Here is an 18,719-nt window from a genome sequence, read left to right as displayed (position 1 = left end):
ACACGAAAGGTCCACAGACATGGGAATCCTCGACGGCAAGCGCATCCTGGTCGCCGGCGTGACGATGGACAGCTCCATCGGCTTCGCCACCGCCAAGGTCGCCCAGGAGCAGGGCGCGACGGTGCTGATCTCCAACTTCGGCCGCGCGCTCGGCATCACCCGGCGCATCGCCAAGCGGCTCCCGGAGGAGCCCCCGGTGCTGGAGCTCGACGTCACCGACGAGAGCCACCTCGCCGGCCTGGCCGACCAGGTCCGCGAGCACGTGGACGGCCTCGACGGCGTCGTCCACTCGATCGCCTACGGCAACCCCGACACGTTGCTGGGCGGCAAGTTCATGGACGGTCCGTGGGACGACGTCGCACAGGCCGTGCAGGTCTCGGCGTACTCGCTGAAGTCGCTGGCCGTCGCGACCAGGCCGCTGCTCTCGCGCGGCTCGTCGATCGTCGGGCTGACCTTCGACGCCACCACCGCGTGGCCGGCGTACGACTGGATGGGCGTGGCGAAGGCCGCGCTGGAGAACACCTCGCGCTACGTCGCGCGCGACCTCGGCCCCGAGGGGATCCGCTGCAACCTCGTCTCCGCCGGGCCGCTGAAGACCCTCGCCGCCAAGGCGATCCCGGGGTTCGGCGACCTCGAGTCGGCGTGGAAGGACCGCGCGCCCCTCGGGTGGGACGAGTCCGACCACACCCCGACCGCCCAGGCCGTCGTGGCCCTGCTCAGCGACTTCTTCCCGGCCACGACCGGTGAGATCGTCCACGTCGACGGCGGGTTCCACGCGATGGGCCTGTAGCACCGGCGCCGTGCTTCGGTAGTTTGCGCGCGTGACCTCACTCGCCGAGCTGCGCGTCCTCGAAGGACCCAACCTCTACTTCCCGCGCGCGGCGATCAAGCTCACGCTCGACGTCTCCACGATCACCGAGGCCGACGAGGAGCGGGTGCTGCGGTTCGCGCGCCGCATCGGGCTGCGCACGACCCGTCCCGGCACACCGGGCTCGGGGTTCCGCCAGCGCTTCGCCCTGCGCGCGGTCGAGCGCCTGGTGCGCGCGGTCGCGGCCGAGGCCGGAACGCGCCGGCTGGCGGTCCGCGTCCGCCCGACGAGCGACCCCGACGTCGTGGTCGTGGCCTATCCGTGGCGCGACCGCGGGCGGGCCCGGGCCCTGGGGGAGGCGGTGGCCCGGGCCATCGACGCGCTGCCGACGCCCGACGTGGAGGCGGCCCTCGGCGCCGCTGCGGCGGAGGTGGCCGCCGCACCCGTCGGAGACACGCCCACCACGATCACGCCCACCATCCCGGTCGTCGCCGTCACCGGCACCAACGGCAAGACCACGACGAGCCGGATGATCGCCCACGTCGCCCGCACCAGCGGGCTGGTGGCCGGCTGGTCCAACACCGACGGCATCTACCGCGACGGCGTGCTCGTCGAGGCGGGCGACTACTCCGGACCCTCCGGCGCCGCGCGGGCGCTGGGACTCGACGGCGTGCAGCTCGCCGTGACCGAGACCGCCCGCGGCGGCATCCTGCTCAAGGGCATCGGCATCACCCGCAACGACGTGTCGGTGGTGACCAACGTGACCGCCGACCATCTCGGGCTCCAGGGCATCGACACGGTCGACCAGCTCGCCGAGGTCAAGTCGGTGGTCCCGCGGATCACCCGCAAGGGCGGCTGGGCGGTGCTCAACGGCGACGACCCGCGCGTCCTCGCGATGCGGGGCGTCATCTCCGCCCGACCGTGGATCTTCAGCCGCGACCCCGACTCGCCGGCCGTGCGCGACGTGCTCACCGACGGCGGGCGCGCCACCACGGTGATCGACGGCTGGATCACCGTCCTGGCCCCGGGGGCCGACCCCGACCCGCTGGTCGAGCTGGTCGACGTCCCCATGACGCTCGCCGGCCTGTCGCGCTTCAACATCGAGAACGCGCTCGCCGCCGCCTCGGCGTCCCTCGCCGTCGGGATCGCGCGCGAGCACGTCGTCGCCGGCCTCACGTCGTTCCTCCCCGACGCCGAGCACAACCCCGGGCGGATGAACTTCTTCTCCCTCCCCGGCGACGTCTCGGTCGTGATGGACCTCGCCCACAACGAGGCGGGCCTGGAGGCGCTGCTCGAGATCATGGGCGGCGTACGACGTCCCGGCGCGCGCCTGCTGCTCGGCCTCGGCGCCGTCGGCGACCGCACCGACGAGCTGATCGACGCGCTAGGCGAGATCGGCGCGAAGGGCAGCGACGTCGTCGCGATCGGCCACAAGGAGTGGTATCTCCGCGGCCGCACGATGGACGAGATCGACGTGCTCCTGCGAGCCGGCGCCGCCCGGGTCGGTGTCACCGAGATCGAGACCCACACCACCGAGGTCGCCTGCCTGGCGTCACTGGTCGGGCAGGCGGCGCCGGGCGACGTCGTCGGCCTGATGTGCCACGCGGAGCGCCAGGAGGTCTACGACTGGATCGCCGCCCACGGCGGCACCCCCGACAGCCCCGAGGTGCTGTCGGCCAAGGTGCGCGCGGCCGGCGGTGGGGCTCAGCCGGCCTTGGCGGCCGTGAACGGCACGTCGCCGGTGTCGCACTCGGGGCCGCTGACGCGGTAGCTCCCGGACGCCCCGCCCGCCGGGTCGAGCGCGACGGAGTAGGTGAAGGTCGCCGGGTAGAAGTCGTCGAGGAAGGTGTGGGAGACGCTGCCGTCGTGGTGGACCAGCGAGCGGCCGAAGCTGGAGAGGTCGCCGTAGGAGTGGGTGCCGCAGACGAGCTTGCGGGTGACCGCGAGGTCGTCGAGCACCTTCCCGCCCGCCTCGAGCACGAAGGACACCGGGGCACCCGTCGCGTCCGTGCCGGCGAACGTGCCGCCGCGCGACGCCGTCGGGCCCACCCACGTCGCGCTGAACGGCTTGGGCTTGCCCTTGCACCCGAACAGCCCGGGCGCCGGGTTGGCCGAGCCCCTGACCTTGGTGCGGCTGGTGAAGCGGCCGGCGATGTCGACGATCGAGGACTTGCTGAAGCGGCCCTTGCGGACCTTCACCCGCGTGTAGGTGGTGTAGCCCTCCTCGCCCTCGGTGTCCTTGCCGCACCGGTAGAACACGACGGCCCGGCTCACCGACAGCCCGCCCTTGCGCTTGACCACGTCGAGGGAGAAGGCGGACTTCTGGCCCTTCGGTCCGAACGTGCCCTCGTAGGTGCCCACCTTCGGGCGTGCGGTGGCGCGCCGGTCGTGGTCGACGACGGCGTGCGCCGTCGAGGGGACGGCCAACGCCCCCAGGAGCAGGGGCAGGACGGCGAGGAGCAGCGGGGTGCGTCGAGTCATGCCCGCACCCTGCCCTTCCCTCCGCGAGCCAAACCTCAGGAGCTGGCGGCCGGCGTGTAGTCGGGATCGGCCGCGGGCGCGTCGGGGTTGGTCGTCGAGCCGGCCTGGGCCACCTCCGACCAGTGCTCCAGCTCGGCCATCACCTCGGCGTGCTTGTCGACGCAGACCACGACCAGGTCGCCCCGGTTGGCGCGGCTCATCGCGTGCCGCACGGCCTCGAGCTCGTCGAGCACCAGCTCGGCCTGCTTGCAGCGCGCGCCCTCGGCCATGGCCGTGCGTACGCCCTCCAGCACCAGCGCGGCGGTCGCCCCCCGCTCGCGGCCGCGCAGCGCGACGTCCTCGCGCACGATGCACACGTCGAAGTGCTGGGCGGCGATGTGGCCCAGCTCGACCATGTCCTGGTCGCGCCGGTCACCGGCGGTGGCGATGATGCCGATGCGCGAGGGCCGGGCCAGGTGGTGCGAGGACTCCAACGACTCGCCCACCCGGTCCACGAAGTCGCCGAGCATCCGCATGCCGGGTGCGTTGTGGCAGTAGTCGACGATCACGTTGACGCCGTTGACCTCGACCTCGTTGAGGCGGCCGGGGGAGAGGTAGTAGTTGGTGGAGAAGGTGCGCAGGCCCTGACGGATGTCGTGCAGGGGCGCGCCGGCGGCGAAGGCTGCGGCCGCGGCGGCGAGCGCGTTCTGGACGTTCATCCGCGCGCGCCCGCTGAACGTCGAGGGCAGCAGGTGGGTCCACGCCAGCTGCATCTCCCGGCGGCCGTGCTGGACGACCATCATCTCGCCCCGCTCGGTCGGGTTGAGCACGATGGCCTTGCCCCCGCGGCGGCAGTGCGCGTCGATCATGTCGCGCACCTCGCTGCCGGGCTCCTCCATGGAGAACCACACGACCTGGCCCGAGCACTTGCGACGCATCGCGCGCACCAGCGGGTCGTCGGCGTTGAGGACGGCGTGGCCGTCGCGGGGCACGGCCTCGACGATGACGGCCTTGACGTCCGCGAGCTGCTCGACGGTGTCGATGCCGCGCAGCCCGAGGTGGTCGGGCTGCACGTTGAGCACCACCGCCACGTCGTTGCGCTCGTAGCCCAGGCCCTCGCGCAGGATGCCACCGCGGGCGACCTCGAAGACCGCGAAGTCGACGCGGGGGTTCTGCAGGACCATGCGCGCCGAGCGCGGGCCGGAGGCGTCGGCGCGGATCACCAGGCGCTCGTCGATCACGACGCCGTCGGTGGAGGTCATGCCGACCTTGCGGCCCATCCCCTTGAAGATGTGGCTGATCATCCGGCTCGTCGTCGTCTTGCCGTTGGTGCCGGTGACGGCGACGATCGGGATCCGCGACGGGGCGCCCGGCGGGAACAGCATGTCGACCACCGGCTTGGCGATGAACTGCGGCTCGCCGATGGTGGGGTGCGTGTGCATCCGGAAGCCCGGCGCGGCGTTGACCTCGCAGATCGCGCCGCCGGCCTCGCGGACCGGCTCGGTGATGTCGGGGCAGATGAAGTCGATGCCGGCGATGTCGAGGCCCACCATGCGGGCGGCCTCCTCGGCGATCTCGACGTTCTCCGGGTGCGCCTCGAAGGTGCGGTCGATCGAGATGCCGCCCGTCGACATGTTGCCGGTGAGGGCCAGCTTGACGGTCTCGCCCTCGGCGGGCACCGAGTCGAGCGTGTGGCCCTGGTCGGCGAGCACCTCGATGGCCGCCTCGTCGACCTTGATCCGGGTCAGCACCTTCTCGTGGCCCACGCCGCGCCGCGGGTCGGCGTTGGTCAGCTCGACGAGCTGCTCCACCGTCGAGGTGCCGTCGCCGGTCACGGAGGCCGGCACGCGCTCGGCGATCGCGACCATCCGGCCGTCGATGATCAGGCAGCGGTAGTCCTTGCCGGTCACGAAGGACTCGACGATGACGGTGCCGCGTCGCGACTGCCCCTCCGCGATCGGGAACGCCGTGCGCACGTCTGCCTCGTCCTGCAGGTCGAGGCACACGCCGCGGCCGTGGTTGCCGTCGAGCGGCTTGAGCACCACCGGGTAGCCGATGCGGCGCGCTGCAGCGACGGCCTGGTCGACGGAGCGGACCGACTCCTGCTTGGGCACGGGCAGCCCGGCGGCGCCGAGGAGCTTGGTGGTGAGGTCCTTGTCGGAGGCGATGTCGACCGCGATCGACGACGTCTCGGAGGTCATCGTGGCGCGGATCCGCTTCGCGTGGACGCCCTGGCCGAGCTGGACGAGGGAGTACTGGTTGAGCCGGATCCACGGGATGTCGCGCGAGACCGCCTCGTCGACGATGGCCTGCGTCGAGGGGCCGAACGCCGTCCGCTCGGCGCGGCGGATGAACTCGTCGCGCTCGGTCTCCCAGTCGAAGTCCGGGTCGCCCTCGACCAGGTGGTTGACCAGCCGCACGGCGAGGCTGCCCGCGGTGAGGCCGACGTTCTCCTCGATGTAGCCGTAGATGATGTTGTAGCGGCCGGGGTGGCCCTTGACCTGGCGGGTCTTGCCCCGGCGGATGTCATGGCCGACGAGCTGCTGGAGGGAGAGGGCGACGTGCTCGGCGACGTGACCGAGCCAGGTGCCCTCGTTGAGCCGCTCCAGGAAGCCGCCGCGGCGCCCGCGCGAGCACGAGTGCTCCCGCAGGCCCGGCAGCATCGACACCAGGTCGTCGGTGAAGCCGGGGAGGGTGTTGGTGGGGAACTGCTCGAGCGAGCCGAGGTCGACCACGAGGTGGATCGACTTGTCGTACGACCAGACGTTGGCGCCGCGGTAGACGCGCGTCTCCATGATCTCCAGGTCCGGTGTGGGCCGCTCGCTCATGCACTGTCTCCGTCGGTGGGCTGGCTGGGGGGCTGGCTGGGGGTCTCGGCGGGCTTGCTGCGACGCAGCTTGAGCCGTCGCCGGATGGCGGCGGGGGTCGCGTCGGCGGCGGCGATGTCGCGGGCCAGCTGGCGCAGGTCGCGTCCCGCCTCGGCGAGCTCGTCGGCGTCCTCCTGCTGGACGGCCGGGGGCTGCGGCACGAGCGTGCGGGTGGTCAGGTTGAACACGGCGTCCTCGGGGAGGGTGTGGAGGACGACGCCGCTCGCGAGCAGCGGCTTGGAGCGGGCGGCCTCGTAGGCGTCGGACACCATCCGGGAGCCGTCGAAGATGGTGACCGCACCCTTGCCGAGGACCCGCATGACGGTGTCGCCGTCGACGTCCTCCAGGAGGCCGCAGGTGTCCTCGTCGACGCCGATCCCCAGCAGCTGCGGGCTCTGCGCGACGATCATCAGCAGCCGGCCGTAGCGGTTGCGCTGGTCGAAGTGCTGGTCGACGACCGCGGACTCGATGAGACCCAGCCCTGCCGCCACCTGCGTCATCCGCTGCTTGGCGGTCGACCCGCCCACGCCGAAGGCGACCATGTGGGAGGACTGGACGCTGGCGCCGGCGGACGTGCCCGCCACCACCGCGCCGCGCTCGTGCGCGCGCCGGATCGCCTCGCCGACGGGCGTGCCGCACACGATGGCGGACAGCTTGAGCTGGTTGCCGCCCGTCATGAACACGCCGGTGGCCTCGTCGATCGCCTTCACCAGCACCGGGTCGTGGGCCTCGTCGCGCGACTCGGGGCGTACGGCGTCGACGCGGGCCGCCCCGAACTTGGTGAACAGCGCGTCGTAGACGTCGACGACCTCGCGGCCGAGCGAGGACGCCGTGGGGATCACCGCGATGTGCGCGTCCCTGCCACCGCTGAGTGCGACGAAGTGCTTGAGGATCGTCGGCTTGCGCATCTTGTCCTCGGCGCCACCGATGATCATGAGTGGTCCCTTGGGCATGACAGGCAGGCTAGCGGCTGGGATGGTGAGGCAATGCAGGAGTCAGTGAGTGACGCGGCCGGAGCGGGCCGGCGGCTGGTCGTGATGCGGCACGCCAAGGCCGAGCACAGCGCTCCCACCGACCACGCGCGCGCGCTGGCCGATCGGGGTCGCGCCGACGCGGAGGCCGCCGGGCGGTGGCTGGGCGAGCACGACGTCGACCCCGACGCGGCACTGGTCTCCGACGCGCTCCGCACGCAGCAGACGTGGGAGGGTGTCGCCGCCGGCGCCGGGTGGGACCCCGACGGCAGGGAGCTGTCCGAGGCCCTCTACGCCGCCGGCACCGACTCCGCCTTCGACCTGCTGCGCGACACCCCGGCCCACGTACGCACGCTCGTCGTCATCGGGCACAACCCCACGATCGCCTCGCTCGCCGAGCTGGTCGACGATGGCGAGGGCGACACCGAGGCGGCGACCGCCATGATGACGCGCGGGTTCCCGACGTCGGCGGTCGCGGTCTTCGCCGTCGCGGGCGACTGGGCCGACCTCGGCCCCGGCACCGCCCGCCTGGAGGCGTTCCACCCCGGGGCCGCGTGAGCGCTCGGCACGTCGTGGCCCGGCTGCGTGCCGCCGGGTGCGTGTGGGCCGAGGAGGAGGCCGTCCTGCTCGAGGAGGCCGCCACCTCCGACGGGGAGCTGGAGGCGCTCCTCGCCCGGCGCGTCGCCGGCGAGCCCCTCGAGACGGTGCTGGGCTGGGCCGGCTTCCTCGGACGCCGCCTCGTGGTCGCCGCGGGCGTCTTCGTGCCGCGCCGGCGCACCGAGCTGCTGGCGCGCACGACCCTCGACCACCTCGCGCGGTCCGACCGCCGGGTCGCCGGATCGCGGCCCGTCGTGGTGGAGATGTGCTGCGGCGTCGCGCCGGTCGCCGCGTGCCTGGAGGGCAGCGGGGCGCAGGTGCACGCCGCCGACGTGAGCCCGGCCGCGCTCGACTGCGCCCGGGCCAACGCGCCGTCGGCCGCACTGCACCTCGGTGACCTCTACGACGCACTCCCGCCCGGCCTGCGCGGCCGGGTGGACGTGCTGGCGGCCAACGCCCCCTACGTGCCGACCGACCGGGTCGCCGACATGCCGCCCGAGGCGCGCGAGCACGAGCCGCTGGTCGCGCTCGACGGGGGAGCCGACGGGGTCGACCTGCACCGGCGCCTCGCGCACGACGCCGTCGGCTGGCTCGCGCCCGGGGGAGTGCTGCTGGTGGAGACGAGCCCTGCCCAGGCGCCGCTGACGACGGCCGCCATGGCGGCCGCCGGGCTGGACCCCCACGTGGTGGCCGACCCGGACGTGGGCGGCTGCGTCGCCGTCGGCGTACGCCCGGCCACGGTCAGTCGGTGAGTGGCGGCGCCGGCGTGGTGATGCCCACGGCGGCGTCGGCCTCCTCGATCTGCTCGCGGGAGATGCCCAGCAGATAGAGGATCGCGTCGAGGTAGGGCACGTTGACCGACGTGTCCGCGGCGTCGCGCACCATCGGCTTGGCGTTGTAGGCGATGCCGAGCCCCGCGGCGTTCAGCATGTCGAGGTCGTTGGCGCCGTCGCCGATGGCAATGACGGCGTCGAGCGGGACGCCGACCTCCGCCGCGAACTCGCGCAACGCCGCCGCCTTGCCGGCCCGGTCGACGACGTCGCCGACGATGCGGCCGGTGAGCCGGCCGTCGACCACCTCGAGCTGGTTGGCGCGCGCGAAGTGGATGCCGAGGTCGGCCCTGAGCCGGTCGGTGATCTGGGTGAAGCCGCCGGAGACGATGGCGAAGCGGTAGCCCAGCCGGCGCAGCGTGCGCACCATCGTGCGCGCTCCCGGCGCCAGCTCGATCGAGCGGTAGACCTCGTCGAGCGCGGACTCCGGGACGCCCTCGAGCAGCGCGACGCGCTCGCGCAGGGAGGCCTCGAAGTCGAGGTCGCCGCGCATCGCCGCCTCGGTGACCCGGGCGACCTCGGCCTGCTGGCCGGCGTGGGCGGCGAGCATCTCGATGACCTCGCCCTGGATGAGCGTGGAGTCGACGTCCATGACGATCAGCCGGATGCCGCGGCGGTGCAGCGAGTCGCGCTGCACGGCGAGGTCGATGCCCTGCTTGACCGCCTCGACGGACAGCAGGGGGCGCAGGGTGTCGGCCGGCGCGCCCGAGACGTGCATCTCGATGGCGGTGACCGGGTAGCGCGCCATCCGCTCGATCCGGTCGATGTTGGCGCCCGAGTCGGCGATGCGGCCCGCGATCGCCGAGATCGCCGAGGCCTTGAGCGGGCGCCCGATGATCGTGATGTGCGAGCGGTCGCCGGGTCGGCTGCGGTTGTCGCCCGCGCCGCGCTCGACCTCGACGCTCATCCCCAGGTCGGCGGCGGTGCGCTCGATGACGTCGCGCAGCCGCTTCCAGTCGCGCGGCGCGGTCACCAGGATGCCGAGCACCAGCCGACGGCGCAGCACGATCTGCTCGATGTCGAGGACCTCGACCCCGGCGCCGGCGAGGGCCGCGAAGATCGCTGAGGTGACGCCAGGGCGGTCCTTGCCCGTGAGGGTGACCAGGAGAGTCTTCGGCTCGTCTTCCATCGTGCTCAGAAGGCTAGACCCGCCGCGCCGATCACGTCGCCCCGGTCCGTCCCGCGGGCGGCACGATCACCTCGGGCTCAGCGACCCGGTCGGCAACGTGCTGGGCGTCTGGTCGACGTCCTAGCCGCCGATCCAGGCCTCGGGCCACACCTCGGGCGAGCAGGCCGCCACGACCGCACGCCGGGCGGCGCGGCCCAGCGGCCGCAGCAGGTCGCGACGCTGCTCGACCTCGAACGAGGACAGCGCGCCGCCGTCGTCGGCCAGCGCGAGGTCGACGATCGCCCAGGCCTGGAGGCCGCGCGCGGCGAGGTCGACGCAGCGTGGCGGGGTGCCCAGTGGCGCGTCGAGGTCGGGCCGGTGGTGCAGGTTCATCAGCGCGTCGGCGGCCTCCGGCCGCCACCGCGCGACGTCGAGCGCCGCGAGGTCGCCCGCCGCCGCGAGGAGCGCGGCCCGCAACGACCGGTCGGCCTCACCGACGTCGGGGAGCTGGCGGCGCGACGCCGCGAAGGGGTGCCACTGCACGGTCTCGCCCTGCTCGTCGGGCACCAGCCCCAGATCGCCCGCCACCACCGCCTGCCCCGCCTCGAGCGCGGCGGCGTTGAAGTCGTGCGGTCCGCCCAGGCCCAGCGGGTCGCCGTCCACCGGCAGCGCCAGTCCGGCGTACGAGGCCCCGGTGCTCCTGGCCTGCAGCAGCAGGTCGAGGGCGGAGCCGCCGTGCAGCAGGTGGGTGTCGTCGGCGAGCGCATCGAGCACGTGGTCGGTCTGCTCGTGCCCGCGCAGCCAGGCGGTCAGCCACCAGGCGAGGGTCGCCGAGTGGGGAAGGGCGAGGGACGTTCGCGACATCGCGGGCGACGTTACTCGTCGTCCTCCGCCCGTCGTGTCAGGCGGGGCCCTGCCCACGATGCTGGATAGGGTGACGGCCATGGTCGCCGTCATCGAGCTCGCCGGGGTCACGGTGCGCCGTGGCCGGTCGCTGCTGCTCGACGACGTGAGCTGGGTGGTCGAGGACGACGAGCGCTGGGTGGTGCTCGGGCCCAACGGCGCCGGCAAGACCACCCTGCTGCAGGTCGCCGCCGCGCAGCTGCACCCGACGTCCGGCGTCGCGGGCATCCTGGACGAGGTGCTCGGCACGACCGACGTCTTCGAGCTGCGTCCGCGCATCGGCCTCACCAGTGCGGCGCTCGCCGACCGCATCCCGCGCTCCGAGCTGGTCAGGGACGTGGTGGTGTCCGCCTCCTACGGCGTCCTGGGCCGGTGGCGCGAGGCCTACGACGAGCTCGACCACGACCGGGCCGCCGACCTGCTCGCCGAGGTCGGGGCCGACCACCTGGCCGAGCGCACCTTCGGCACCCTCAGCGAGGGGGAGCGCAAGCGCGTGCAGGTCGCGCGGGCGCTGATGACCGACCCCGAGCTGCTGCTGCTCGACGAGCCGGCCGCGGGTCTCGACCTCGGCGGGCGTGAGGACCTGGTGGCGACCCTGTCGCGGCTGGCCCTCGACCCGGACTCGCCGGCGACGGTGCTGGTCTCCCACCACGTCGAGGAGATCCCGCCGGGCTTCACGCACGCGCTGCTGCTGCGCGAGGGCCGGGTGGTCGACTCCGGCCCCATCGACGACGTGGTCACGGCCGAGTCGCTGTCGGCCGCGTTCGGCATGCCGCTCCTGCTGAGCCACTCCGACGGGCGCTTCGCCGCCCGGCGCCGGATCGACTAGCGCGTCCACCGGCGCGCCTCATGGCGCACTCGATAGGGTCGGGCCATGGACTGGATCCGCGACCACCTCTGGGAGACCTGGCTCGGCCTCTCGATCGTGCTGGGCGTCGCCGAGATGTTCAGCCTCGACCTCATCCTGGCCATGCTCGCCGCCGGTGCGGTCGTCGGCATGGTCGCGGCCCTGTTGGGCCTGCCGCTCGTCGTGCAGGTGCTCGTCGCCCTCGGCGCCGCGACCGCGATGCTGGTCTTCGTCCGTCCGAGCTTCGTCAAGCGGCTGCACAGCGGTCCCGAGCTCTCCCTCGGCCACGGCAAGCTGGTCGGCTCGCGCTGCCTGGTGACCGAGGAGATCACCGGCCTGGCGCCCGGCCGGATCAAGGTGTCCGGCGAGATCTGGTCGGCCCTGCCCTACGACGAGAACCTGCGGATCGCACCGGGGGAGACCGTCGAGATCCTCCAGATCAAGGGCGCGACCGCCTACGTCCACCCGGTGGCCACGCTCGAGCCCTGAGCGACCCGCAGCCACCGCCTCACAGACCCGCACACCCACACGTCCACACCAAGATCGGGGGAGACCAGTGCCGTCCGCATTGCTCGTCCTGCTCGTGCTCGTCATCCTGTTCGTCGTCGTCATGCTCGCCAAGACGGTCCGCATCGTGCCCCAGGCACGGGCTGCGATCGTCGAGCGCTTCGGCAAGTACAAGGGGACGCTGTCGGCAGGACTCAACATCGTCGTTCCGTTCGTCGACAAGGTGCGCTACCTGATCGACCTGCGCGAGCAGGTCGTGAGCTTCCCGCCCCAGCCGGTCATCACCGAGGACAACCTGGTGGTGTCGATCGACACGGTCATCTACTTCCAGGTGACCGACCCGGTGGCGGCGACCTACGAGATCGCCAACTACATCCAGGCCGTCGAGCAGCTGACCATGACGACCCTGCGCAACATCGTCGGTGGCATGGACCTCGAGGAGACGCTCACCAGCCGCGACGAGATCAACACCCGCCTGCGGGGCGTGCTCGACGAGGCGACCGGCAAGTGGGGCATCCGGGTCAACCGCGTCGAGCTCAAGGGCATCGACCCGCCGCCGTCGATCAAGGACTCGATGGAGAAGCAGATGCGGGCCGACCGCGACAAGCGCGCCCAGATCCTCACCGCGGAGGGTGGCCGCCAGGCCGCCATCCTCACCGCGGAGGGCGAGAAGCAGTCGTCGATCCTGTCGGCAGAGGGCGACCGGGAGGCACAGATCCTGCGCGCGCAGGCCGACCGTGAGGCGCAGATCCTGCGGGCACAGGGTGAGGGTCAGGCGATCCAGACGGTCTTCCAGGCCATCCACGACGGCCAGCCCGACCAGTCGCTGCTCGCCTACCAGTACCTCCAGATGATGCCGAAGATCGCCGAGGGCAGCGCCAACAAGGTGTGGGTCATCCCCTCGGAGATCACCAAGGCGATGGAGGGCCTGGGCTCCTCGATCCACGAGATCGCCGGCATCCCCAAGGACGCCACCCCGCGCACCCGCGTGGACATGGGCCCGACCGAGCCGCAGTTGCCCCGCTCGTCGGCCGACCCGGAGATGCGCGCGACCAACGAGGCGGTCCAGCAGGCGATCGCCGAGGCCGAGAGCGCCGCCAACCCGGGACGTGGCTCCCGCTCGATCGACCCGGCGACCGCGACCGAGGGCGACGAGCCCACTGACCCCGGAGCGCCTGCCGGCCAGTGAGTCCGACCGAAGCGGTGCTGGTCGTCCTCGCAGGAGTGGCGGCCGGCACCATCAACACTGTGGTGGGGTCGGGAACGTTGATCACGTTCCCGACCCTCCTGGCGTTCGGCGTCCCTCCGGTGACGGCCAACGTCAGCAACAACGTCGGCCTGGTGCCGGGCAGCGTGTCGGGGGTCATCGGCTACCGGCGCGAGCTCGCCGGCCAGCGGGCGCGGGTGCTGCGGCTGGGGGCGGCGTCGCTGATCGGCGGCACCGCCGGGGCGCTGCTGCTGCTGTGGCTGCCGTCCGCAGCCTTCGACACCATCGTGCCGGCGCTGATCGGCCTCGGCGTGGTGCTGGTCGTGCTGGGCCCGCGCATCCAGCGCTCGGTGGCCGCTCGCGCGGAGGAGCGCGGTGGCATCCCCGACCACGGCGTGTGGTGGGTGTGGCCGGCGGTCGCGCTGGCCGGTGTCTACGGCGGCTACTTCGGCGCGGCCCAGGGCGTGCTGCTGATGGCGATCCTCGGCATCGGCGTCGCCGACTCCATGCAGCGTCACACCGCCACCAAGAACGTCCTCGCCCTCATCGTCAACGCGATCGCCGCCGTCGTCTTCATCGCGGTCGCCGAGATCGACTGGGAGGTCGCCGGCCTCATCGCGCTCGGCTCGGTCGTGGGCGGTCAGATCGGCGCCGGCGTCGGGCGGCGGCTGCCGCCCGGCCTGCTCCGCGCCGTGATCGCCGTCGTGGGGGTCGTGGCCCTCGTCGCCCTCGTCTCCTGAGCAGGCTCCCCGGGGGCATGCCTGGGTTCAGGCCGGCTCGCAGACGCAGACCTGCAGCGGTGACTCTGAGGTGAACGGTGCGCCTGACCAGTCGCCGAAGCGCTCCATCAGCCGCATGCCGCTGAGGGAGAGCAGCACCGGCAGCTCCTGGGGGAAGATGCTCCGGATCGCCAGTGGCACCACGATGGCGTCGGCCTCGGAGTCGCTCCTGAGGTACCACGTCCCGTGGGTCACCTGCGCGGCCGCGTCGTACGCCTCCGCGACGTCGACCCGCACGACGCCACGGTCGGGGTCCACGAACGACAACGCGTCCCGCCGGCGGCGGACGCCGTCAGCCTCGGCGAGCATCCGCACGCTCGGGTTGAACACGTCGAGCACGAGCCGCGCCCCGGGCGCGAGGTGCCGGCGCACCGCCCGCAAGCAGCCCACCAGGTCATCGACGGCGTGCAGGTGGAGCAAGGAGTTGGCGGCGATGACCACGAGGTCGAACGCGCGGCCCAGGTCGACCTCGCGCATGTCGCCCTGCACCCACTCCACGTCCACGCCGCGCTCGTCGGCCTTGCGCCTCGCCTCGGCGAGCATGTGCGGCGAGAGCTCGAGTCCCGTGCACGGGTGGCCGTCGAGCGCGATCGCGATCAGCTTCTGCCCGGTGCCGGACCCGAGCTCGAGGACACGCGCGCCCGCACCCTGCCGGTCGGCCGCGGCCCTGTAGAAGTCGACCGCCTGGACGCTGCCGGGAAACAACCGGTCGTACAACGGCGCATCCGCGTAGAACTCATCGCTCACGGCCACCACCCCCTGTCAGTGAGCAGCATTGCACTGGTGATCGTGGCGGGTCGGCGGGGAGGTTCGTGGGCCCGACCGCGCACTCGCCCACGGCGCTGCCACTCTCGCCGCGCTGGGTTCGGGCCGACCGGGCGTCCTCGAGCGGTCACGACCCCGCTCAACCACCCGGATCCGGGTGTCCCAGCGGGGACGAGACTGTCCTAGTGGGGCTGCGCGGGTGGTGGAAGGCAGCGGCTGGTGCTGCTCGACCACATCCGCGACTGGTGCGCCGACTCGCGCACCAAGGTCACGATCAGGCCGGTCATCGACCTCAACACGGAGCTCACTGCAGCGGGCTACGCGGTCCCTGACCGGCTGCGTGAGCAGGTCGTCCTGCGCGACCGCACGTGTGTGTTTCCGTGGTGCTCGCGTCCGGACCGCGGCTGTGGCGTCGACCACGTCATCCCCTACGACGCGGACGCCGCAGCAGGGGACAGACCGCGGCCCGGGCCCACGCAGAGCGACGACCTCGCCGCGCTGTGCCGGTCGCATGACCGGCTCAAGACCCACAACGCCTGGCGCTACGAGGCCACCGGTCGGGGGCGCTCGAGTGGACCAGCCCTCATGGCCACCGCTACCGGCGCGACGCATCCGTCACCACCCGGATCGGCGAGCCGGACCCACCCGGCATCCCGCAACCGCGCCGACGATGACCCCGCCCCACACCCTGCCTGCACCGAGCCGGCGAGGGCACCAGCATGCTTCGCGCGGTGGTGGGCCGGTCGGCGAGGACAACCGTCCGCAACCGGGTGCCCTCCTGGCGACGCCAGGTAGCGGATCGGCAGATGTGCGGAAGACGTCGGCAGCCGTACGCCCCCGCCCGACCGCCGTAGCCGAGCCCTCAGCTAGTCCGCCCGACCGTCGCCGGCGCCGGGTTCGGGCTTCTCCACCCACGCCTCGAGCCACGTGCCGAGGACGTCGTAGACCCGGGTGCGGATGCCGGGGCGCGACAGCACGACGTCGTGCACGGCTCCCTCGATCGCGACCGACGTGACGTGCCGGCCGACCGAGGAGGCCCAGCGCCGGATCTGCTCGACGTCGAGCACGATGTCGTGCGTCGCCGCGGTCTCCTCGGTCTGCTCGCCGAAGAAGGACCGGGCCGAGGACAGCACCAGGGTCGGCCGGTCGATGTCGAGCCCGGCGTGGAGCAACGCGTGTCCGCGGCGGACGGCGCGGAGCCACCCGACGTGGACCGGGCGTGACTCGATCGGCTTCCACGTCAGGTCGTAGTCCCACTCCCCGCCGTACTCGCGGTGGAGCGAGCGCCCGTAGACGGTCCTGATCCGGCGCGGGACCTCCTGCATCGGGCGTCTGCGGCCGAGCCGCTCGATCGCCAGCCGGGTCGCCGGGCCGCGCAGCCACGCGGCACCGTGCATGTCGAACCAGGGGGAGTTGAGCACCATCGCCGCGAGCTCGGCGGGCCGCCGCTCCCGCACCCACAGGGGCACGGTGAGGCCACCGGTGGAGTGCGCCGAGGCGATCACCGCGCGGTGCCCGTCACGGTGCGTGATCCGCCACCAGGCGAGATCGATCTCGGCGAAGTACTCACCCAGGTCGGCGACGTAGTGGGGGGTCTGGTGATCCCGCAGTGACCGGCCGTACTTGCGCAGGTCGAGGGCGTAGAAAGTGTAGCCGCGATCGGCCCACCACCGGGCGTACTCGGTGTGGAAGAAGTAGTCGGCGAAGCCGTGCACGTGGAGCACCGCGCGACCGTTGGGGCGGGCGGGCCTGAGGCGCACGAGGGTCGCGACGACGGCACCCTCGGCGTCGGGCGGGAGGGAGATCGTCTCCGCCTCGAACTCCGGGCCGAGGACGTCGGCCTGCAGCGGGACCAGGGACATGTGACGAGCCTATCGAGACCGAAGGGGTGGACTTTCGGGGTTCGGCCTCGGGGGGCTCCCGGCGCGACCTACTCTTCGGTCGTGTCGAACGCGCTGGGATCCGTCGCGCGCGGTCTCGTGTCCTACGTGCAGCAGCGCGTCGCCGGCTGGCGCACGGGTTCGCGCGGCAGCCAGGCGTTCCTCCTGACGGTGCTGGTGGCGCTCGTGGGTGGTGCCGTCGGAATCGGCATGCTGAGCGAGACCATCGTCCCGGTGACGCTCTGGTTCCTCTTCCTGATGCTCGGGCTGATGCTGCTCCGCTTCATACCGCTGCTCGTGCTCGCAGCGGTGCTGATGGGCGTCGCCTACTGGACCTCCATCCAGACGGGCTTCGCCGCCGCGAGCCGCCAGGCCGCCCTGCTGACCCTCGCCGTGGCCATCATGCTGGCGATCCACCAGTCCAGCCGCCAGCGCTCGGGACTGCCGATGGCGCTGAGCGAGGCGGTGCTGAGCCAGCTCCGCGACCGGCTGCAGCGCCAGGGCGTCGTGCCCGCGCTGCCCAACGGCTGGCGCTCGGAGTCGGCGACGATCACCGCCCACGGCCCCAGCTACGCCGGCGACTTCCTCGTCGCCGACCTGCGCGAGGGGCGCTGGCTCGAGATGGCCCTCGTCGACGTCTGCGGCAAGGGCACCTCGGTCGGCCCGCAGGCGCTCCAGTTCGCCGGCGCGCTCGGTGGCCTGATCGGCGCCCTGCCCCCCGCCGAGCTGATGGCGGCGGCCAACCACTTCCTGCTCCGCCAGGACTCGGACGAGTCGCTGGCCACCGCAGTGCACATCAAGGTCGACCTCGTCACCGGCGACTACACGATCACGAGCGCGGGCCACCCGCCGGCGCTCCACTGGCACCTCGGCGAGCGCGGCTGGTCGATCGACAACGCGCGTGGCATGGCGCTGGGCGTGATCGACGAGGCCGAGTTCGTGCCCAGCCGGGGCCGGCTGCGCCCCGGTGAGGCGTTGATGTTCTACACCGACGGCGTGATCGAGTCGTCCGGGCGCGACCTCGACGAGGGCATCGACTGGCTGCGCGACGTCGCGCTGCGGGCCGTCGACGCGCGCGGCTTCAACGGCATGCCCCAACGGGTGCTCAAGCAGGTGCCCCGCGGCGACGACGATCGGGCGATGCTCGTCCTCGAGCGCCAGCCGCTGACGTCCCCCGAGCGCGACGCCGACCGGCTGCGCGGGCTCGGCGGCGCGCGCTAGCGGCTCGGTCAGGCGCCGCGGGAGTAGAGGTCGCGGATGACGTCCTCGATGGCGGGCTCCTGGATCGACAGGTCCGCCACGTCGTACGCCGCGGCGACGGCCGCCACGACGGGTGCGGCGCTCGCGTCCGCCGGGAACGACAGCCACTGCCTCGGCCCCTCGACCCGGCGCACGCTCGCCCCCGGGACGACGATGGGAGGCGCCTCGTCGACGAGGTCGACGACGAGGGTGCGCGACGACCCGCCCTCGGCGTGCAGGCCGGCCAGCGAGCCGTCGTAGACCGACGTGCCGTCGTCGATGACGATCACCCGGTCGCACAGCGCCTCGATGTCCTGCAGGTCGTGGGTGGTCAGCAGCAGCGTGGTGCCGCGCTCGGCGTTGAGCGCGCGCAGGAACTCGCGCAGGCGTCCCTTGCTGACGACGTCGAGCCCGATGGTGGGCTCGTCGAGGTAGAGCACCTCCGGGTCGTGGAGGAGCGCGGCGGTGATGTCACCGCGCATCCGCTGGCCGAGGCTGAGCTGCCGGACCGGGGTGTCGAGCTGCGGGCCGAGGTGGAGCAGGTCGACGAACCGGTCCAGGTTGTCGCGGTAGCGCTGCGGGGGGATGCGGTACATCTTCTGCAGCAGGTCGAACGAGTCGCGCAGCGGCAGGTCCCACCACAAGGTCGAGCGCTGGCCGAACACGACCCCGATGCGCCGCGCGAGCTCGACCCGGTCGCGGCTGGGGTCGAGTCCCGCGACCTGCACGTCCCCGCCGGTGGGGACGAGGATCCCAGTGAGCATCTTGATCGTGGTCGACTTCCCGGCGCCGTTGGGCCCGATGTAGCCGACCATCTCGCCGGCGTCGACGGAGAACGTGAGGTCGTGCACGGCGTGGACCGACTCGCGCACCCGCCGCCGACGACCCTCGACCCGGCGGCGGACGACGAAGGTGCGCTCGAGGTCACGCACGTCGATCAGGCTGGACATC

The 18,719-nt window shown here is 72.7% G+C and carries 17 protein-coding genes; 9 read left to right on the top strand and 8 right to left on the bottom strand.

All coding sequences use genetic code 11. From position 1 onward, the window contains the following. Positions 1-19: 19 nt before the first annotated feature. Entirely contained in the window at positions 20-790 is a 771-nt protein-coding gene (gene fabI / locus AC54T2_RS16705) for an enoyl-ACP reductase FabI (RefSeq protein ID WP_186342553.1), read from the top strand. Positions 791-821: 31 nt separating this feature from the next. After that, positions 822-2,579, top strand: a complete 1,758-nt coding sequence (locus tag AC54T2_RS16700; protein ID WP_496666743.1) for a Mur ligase family protein — start codon at positions 822-824, stop codon at positions 2,577-2,579. On the opposite strand, the gene AC54T2_RS16695 is transcribed toward AC54T2_RS16700, so the two are convergent. The 3 genes from AC54T2_RS16695 to AC54T2_RS16685 are packed head-to-tail and all read right to left on the bottom strand — an operon-like array spanning position 2,513 to position 7,088. Continuing rightward, positions 2,513-3,289, bottom strand: a complete 777-nt coding sequence (locus AC54T2_RS16695) for a hypothetical protein (RefSeq protein WP_496666742.1) — start codon at positions 3,287-3,289, stop codon at positions 2,513-2,515. The two genes, AC54T2_RS16700 and AC54T2_RS16695, sit on opposite strands and share 67 nt — an antisense overlap. 35 nt (positions 3,290-3,324) lie before the next feature. Further along, positions 3,325-6,096 (bottom strand): cyanophycin synthetase, encoded by a 2,772-nt coding sequence (gene cphA / locus AC54T2_RS16690; RefSeq protein ID WP_186342550.1) that lies wholly within the window; start codon positions 6,094-6,096, stop codon positions 3,325-3,327. After that, positions 6,093-7,088, bottom strand: a complete 996-nt coding sequence (locus tag AC54T2_RS16685) for a cyanophycinase (RefSeq protein WP_186342549.1) — start codon at positions 7,086-7,088, stop codon at positions 6,093-6,095. The genes cphA and AC54T2_RS16685 overlap by 4 nt, the downstream gene beginning before the upstream one ends. A gap of 33 nt (positions 7,089-7,121) precedes the next feature. Between AC54T2_RS16685 and AC54T2_RS16680 the strand changes: the two genes are divergently transcribed. Both AC54T2_RS16680 and AC54T2_RS16675 read left to right on the top strand, forming a co-directional pair. Next, positions 7,122-7,664 (top strand): SixA phosphatase family protein, encoded by a 543-nt coding sequence (locus AC54T2_RS16680; protein ID WP_186342548.1) that lies wholly within the window; start codon positions 7,122-7,124, stop codon positions 7,662-7,664. Further along, a complete protein-coding gene (locus AC54T2_RS16675; protein ID WP_496666741.1) occupies positions 7,661-8,455 on the top strand; it encodes a putative protein N(5)-glutamine methyltransferase in 795 nt (264 codons plus the stop codon). The genes AC54T2_RS16680 and AC54T2_RS16675 overlap by 4 nt, the downstream gene beginning before the upstream one ends. Here AC54T2_RS16675 and serB read toward each other — a convergent pair. Beyond that, positions 8,445-9,662: a phosphoserine phosphatase SerB gene (gene serB, locus AC54T2_RS16670; protein ID WP_496666740.1), complete on the bottom strand. Its 1,218-nt coding sequence runs from the start codon at positions 9,660-9,662 to the stop codon at positions 8,445-8,447. The two genes, AC54T2_RS16675 and serB, sit on opposite strands and share 11 nt — an antisense overlap. Positions 9,663-9,782: 120 nt before the next feature. Continuing rightward, positions 9,783-10,505 carry an Rv1486c family protein gene (locus AC54T2_RS16665; RefSeq protein WP_496666739.1) on the bottom strand — a complete coding sequence of 241 codons (723 nt, stop codon included), beginning with the start codon at positions 10,503-10,505 and terminating at the stop codon, positions 9,783-9,785. A gap of 79 nt (positions 10,506-10,584) precedes the next feature. On the opposite strand from AC54T2_RS16665, the gene AC54T2_RS16660 reads away from it, so the two are divergent. The 4 genes from AC54T2_RS16660 to AC54T2_RS16645 all read left to right on the top strand — a co-directional run bounded on the left by AC54T2_RS16660 (position 10,585) and on the right by AC54T2_RS16645 (position 13,845). After that, positions 10,585-11,373 (top strand): ABC transporter ATP-binding protein, encoded by a 789-nt coding sequence (locus AC54T2_RS16660; protein WP_186342544.1) that lies wholly within the window; start codon positions 10,585-10,587, stop codon positions 11,371-11,373. A 45-nt stretch (positions 11,374-11,418) separates the two neighbouring features. Next, complete coding sequence (locus tag AC54T2_RS16655; RefSeq protein WP_186342543.1) at positions 11,419-11,880, top strand: NfeD family protein; 462 nt, start codon at positions 11,419-11,421, stop codon at positions 11,878-11,880. Between the two features lie 67 nt (positions 11,881-11,947). After that, complete coding sequence (locus AC54T2_RS16650) at positions 11,948-13,087, top strand: SPFH domain-containing protein (protein WP_496666738.1); 1,140 nt, start codon at positions 11,948-11,950, stop codon at positions 13,085-13,087. Beyond that, positions 13,084-13,845 carry a sulfite exporter TauE/SafE family protein gene (locus tag AC54T2_RS16645; protein WP_496666737.1) on the top strand — a complete coding sequence of 254 codons (762 nt, stop codon included), beginning with the start codon at positions 13,084-13,086 and terminating at the stop codon, positions 13,843-13,845. The genes AC54T2_RS16650 and AC54T2_RS16645 overlap by 4 nt, the downstream gene beginning before the upstream one ends. Before the next feature lie 27 nt (positions 13,846-13,872). On the opposite strand, the gene AC54T2_RS16640 is transcribed toward AC54T2_RS16645, so the two are convergent. Next, positions 13,873-14,631, bottom strand: a complete 759-nt coding sequence (locus tag AC54T2_RS16640) for a class I SAM-dependent methyltransferase (RefSeq protein WP_496666736.1) — start codon at positions 14,629-14,631, stop codon at positions 13,873-13,875. 884 nt (positions 14,632-15,515) lie between these two features. Beyond that, the gene (locus tag AC54T2_RS16635) at positions 15,516-16,511 is read right to left on the bottom strand and encodes an alpha/beta fold hydrolase (RefSeq protein WP_489976813.1); all 996 of its coding nucleotides are present in this window, start codon (positions 16,509-16,511) and stop codon (positions 15,516-15,518) included. A gap of 81 nt (positions 16,512-16,592) precedes the next feature. On the opposite strand from AC54T2_RS16635, the gene AC54T2_RS16630 reads away from it, so the two are divergent. After that, complete coding sequence (locus AC54T2_RS16630; protein WP_489976814.1) at positions 16,593-17,750, top strand: SpoIIE family protein phosphatase; 1,158 nt, start codon at positions 16,593-16,595, stop codon at positions 17,748-17,750. Between the two features lie 8 nt (positions 17,751-17,758). Here AC54T2_RS16630 and AC54T2_RS16625 read toward each other — a convergent pair whose 3' ends face one another. Next, a complete protein-coding gene (locus AC54T2_RS16625) occupies positions 17,759-18,718 on the bottom strand; it encodes an ABC transporter ATP-binding protein (protein ID WP_496666735.1) in 960 nt (319 codons plus the stop codon). Position 18,719 lies beyond the last annotated feature (1 nt).

This window comes from Nocardioides sp. Z35_8, assembly GCF_059621125.1.
The sequence above is the reverse complement of the archived record's forward strand: the minus strand, read 5'-3'. Positions and strand labels throughout refer to the sequence as shown.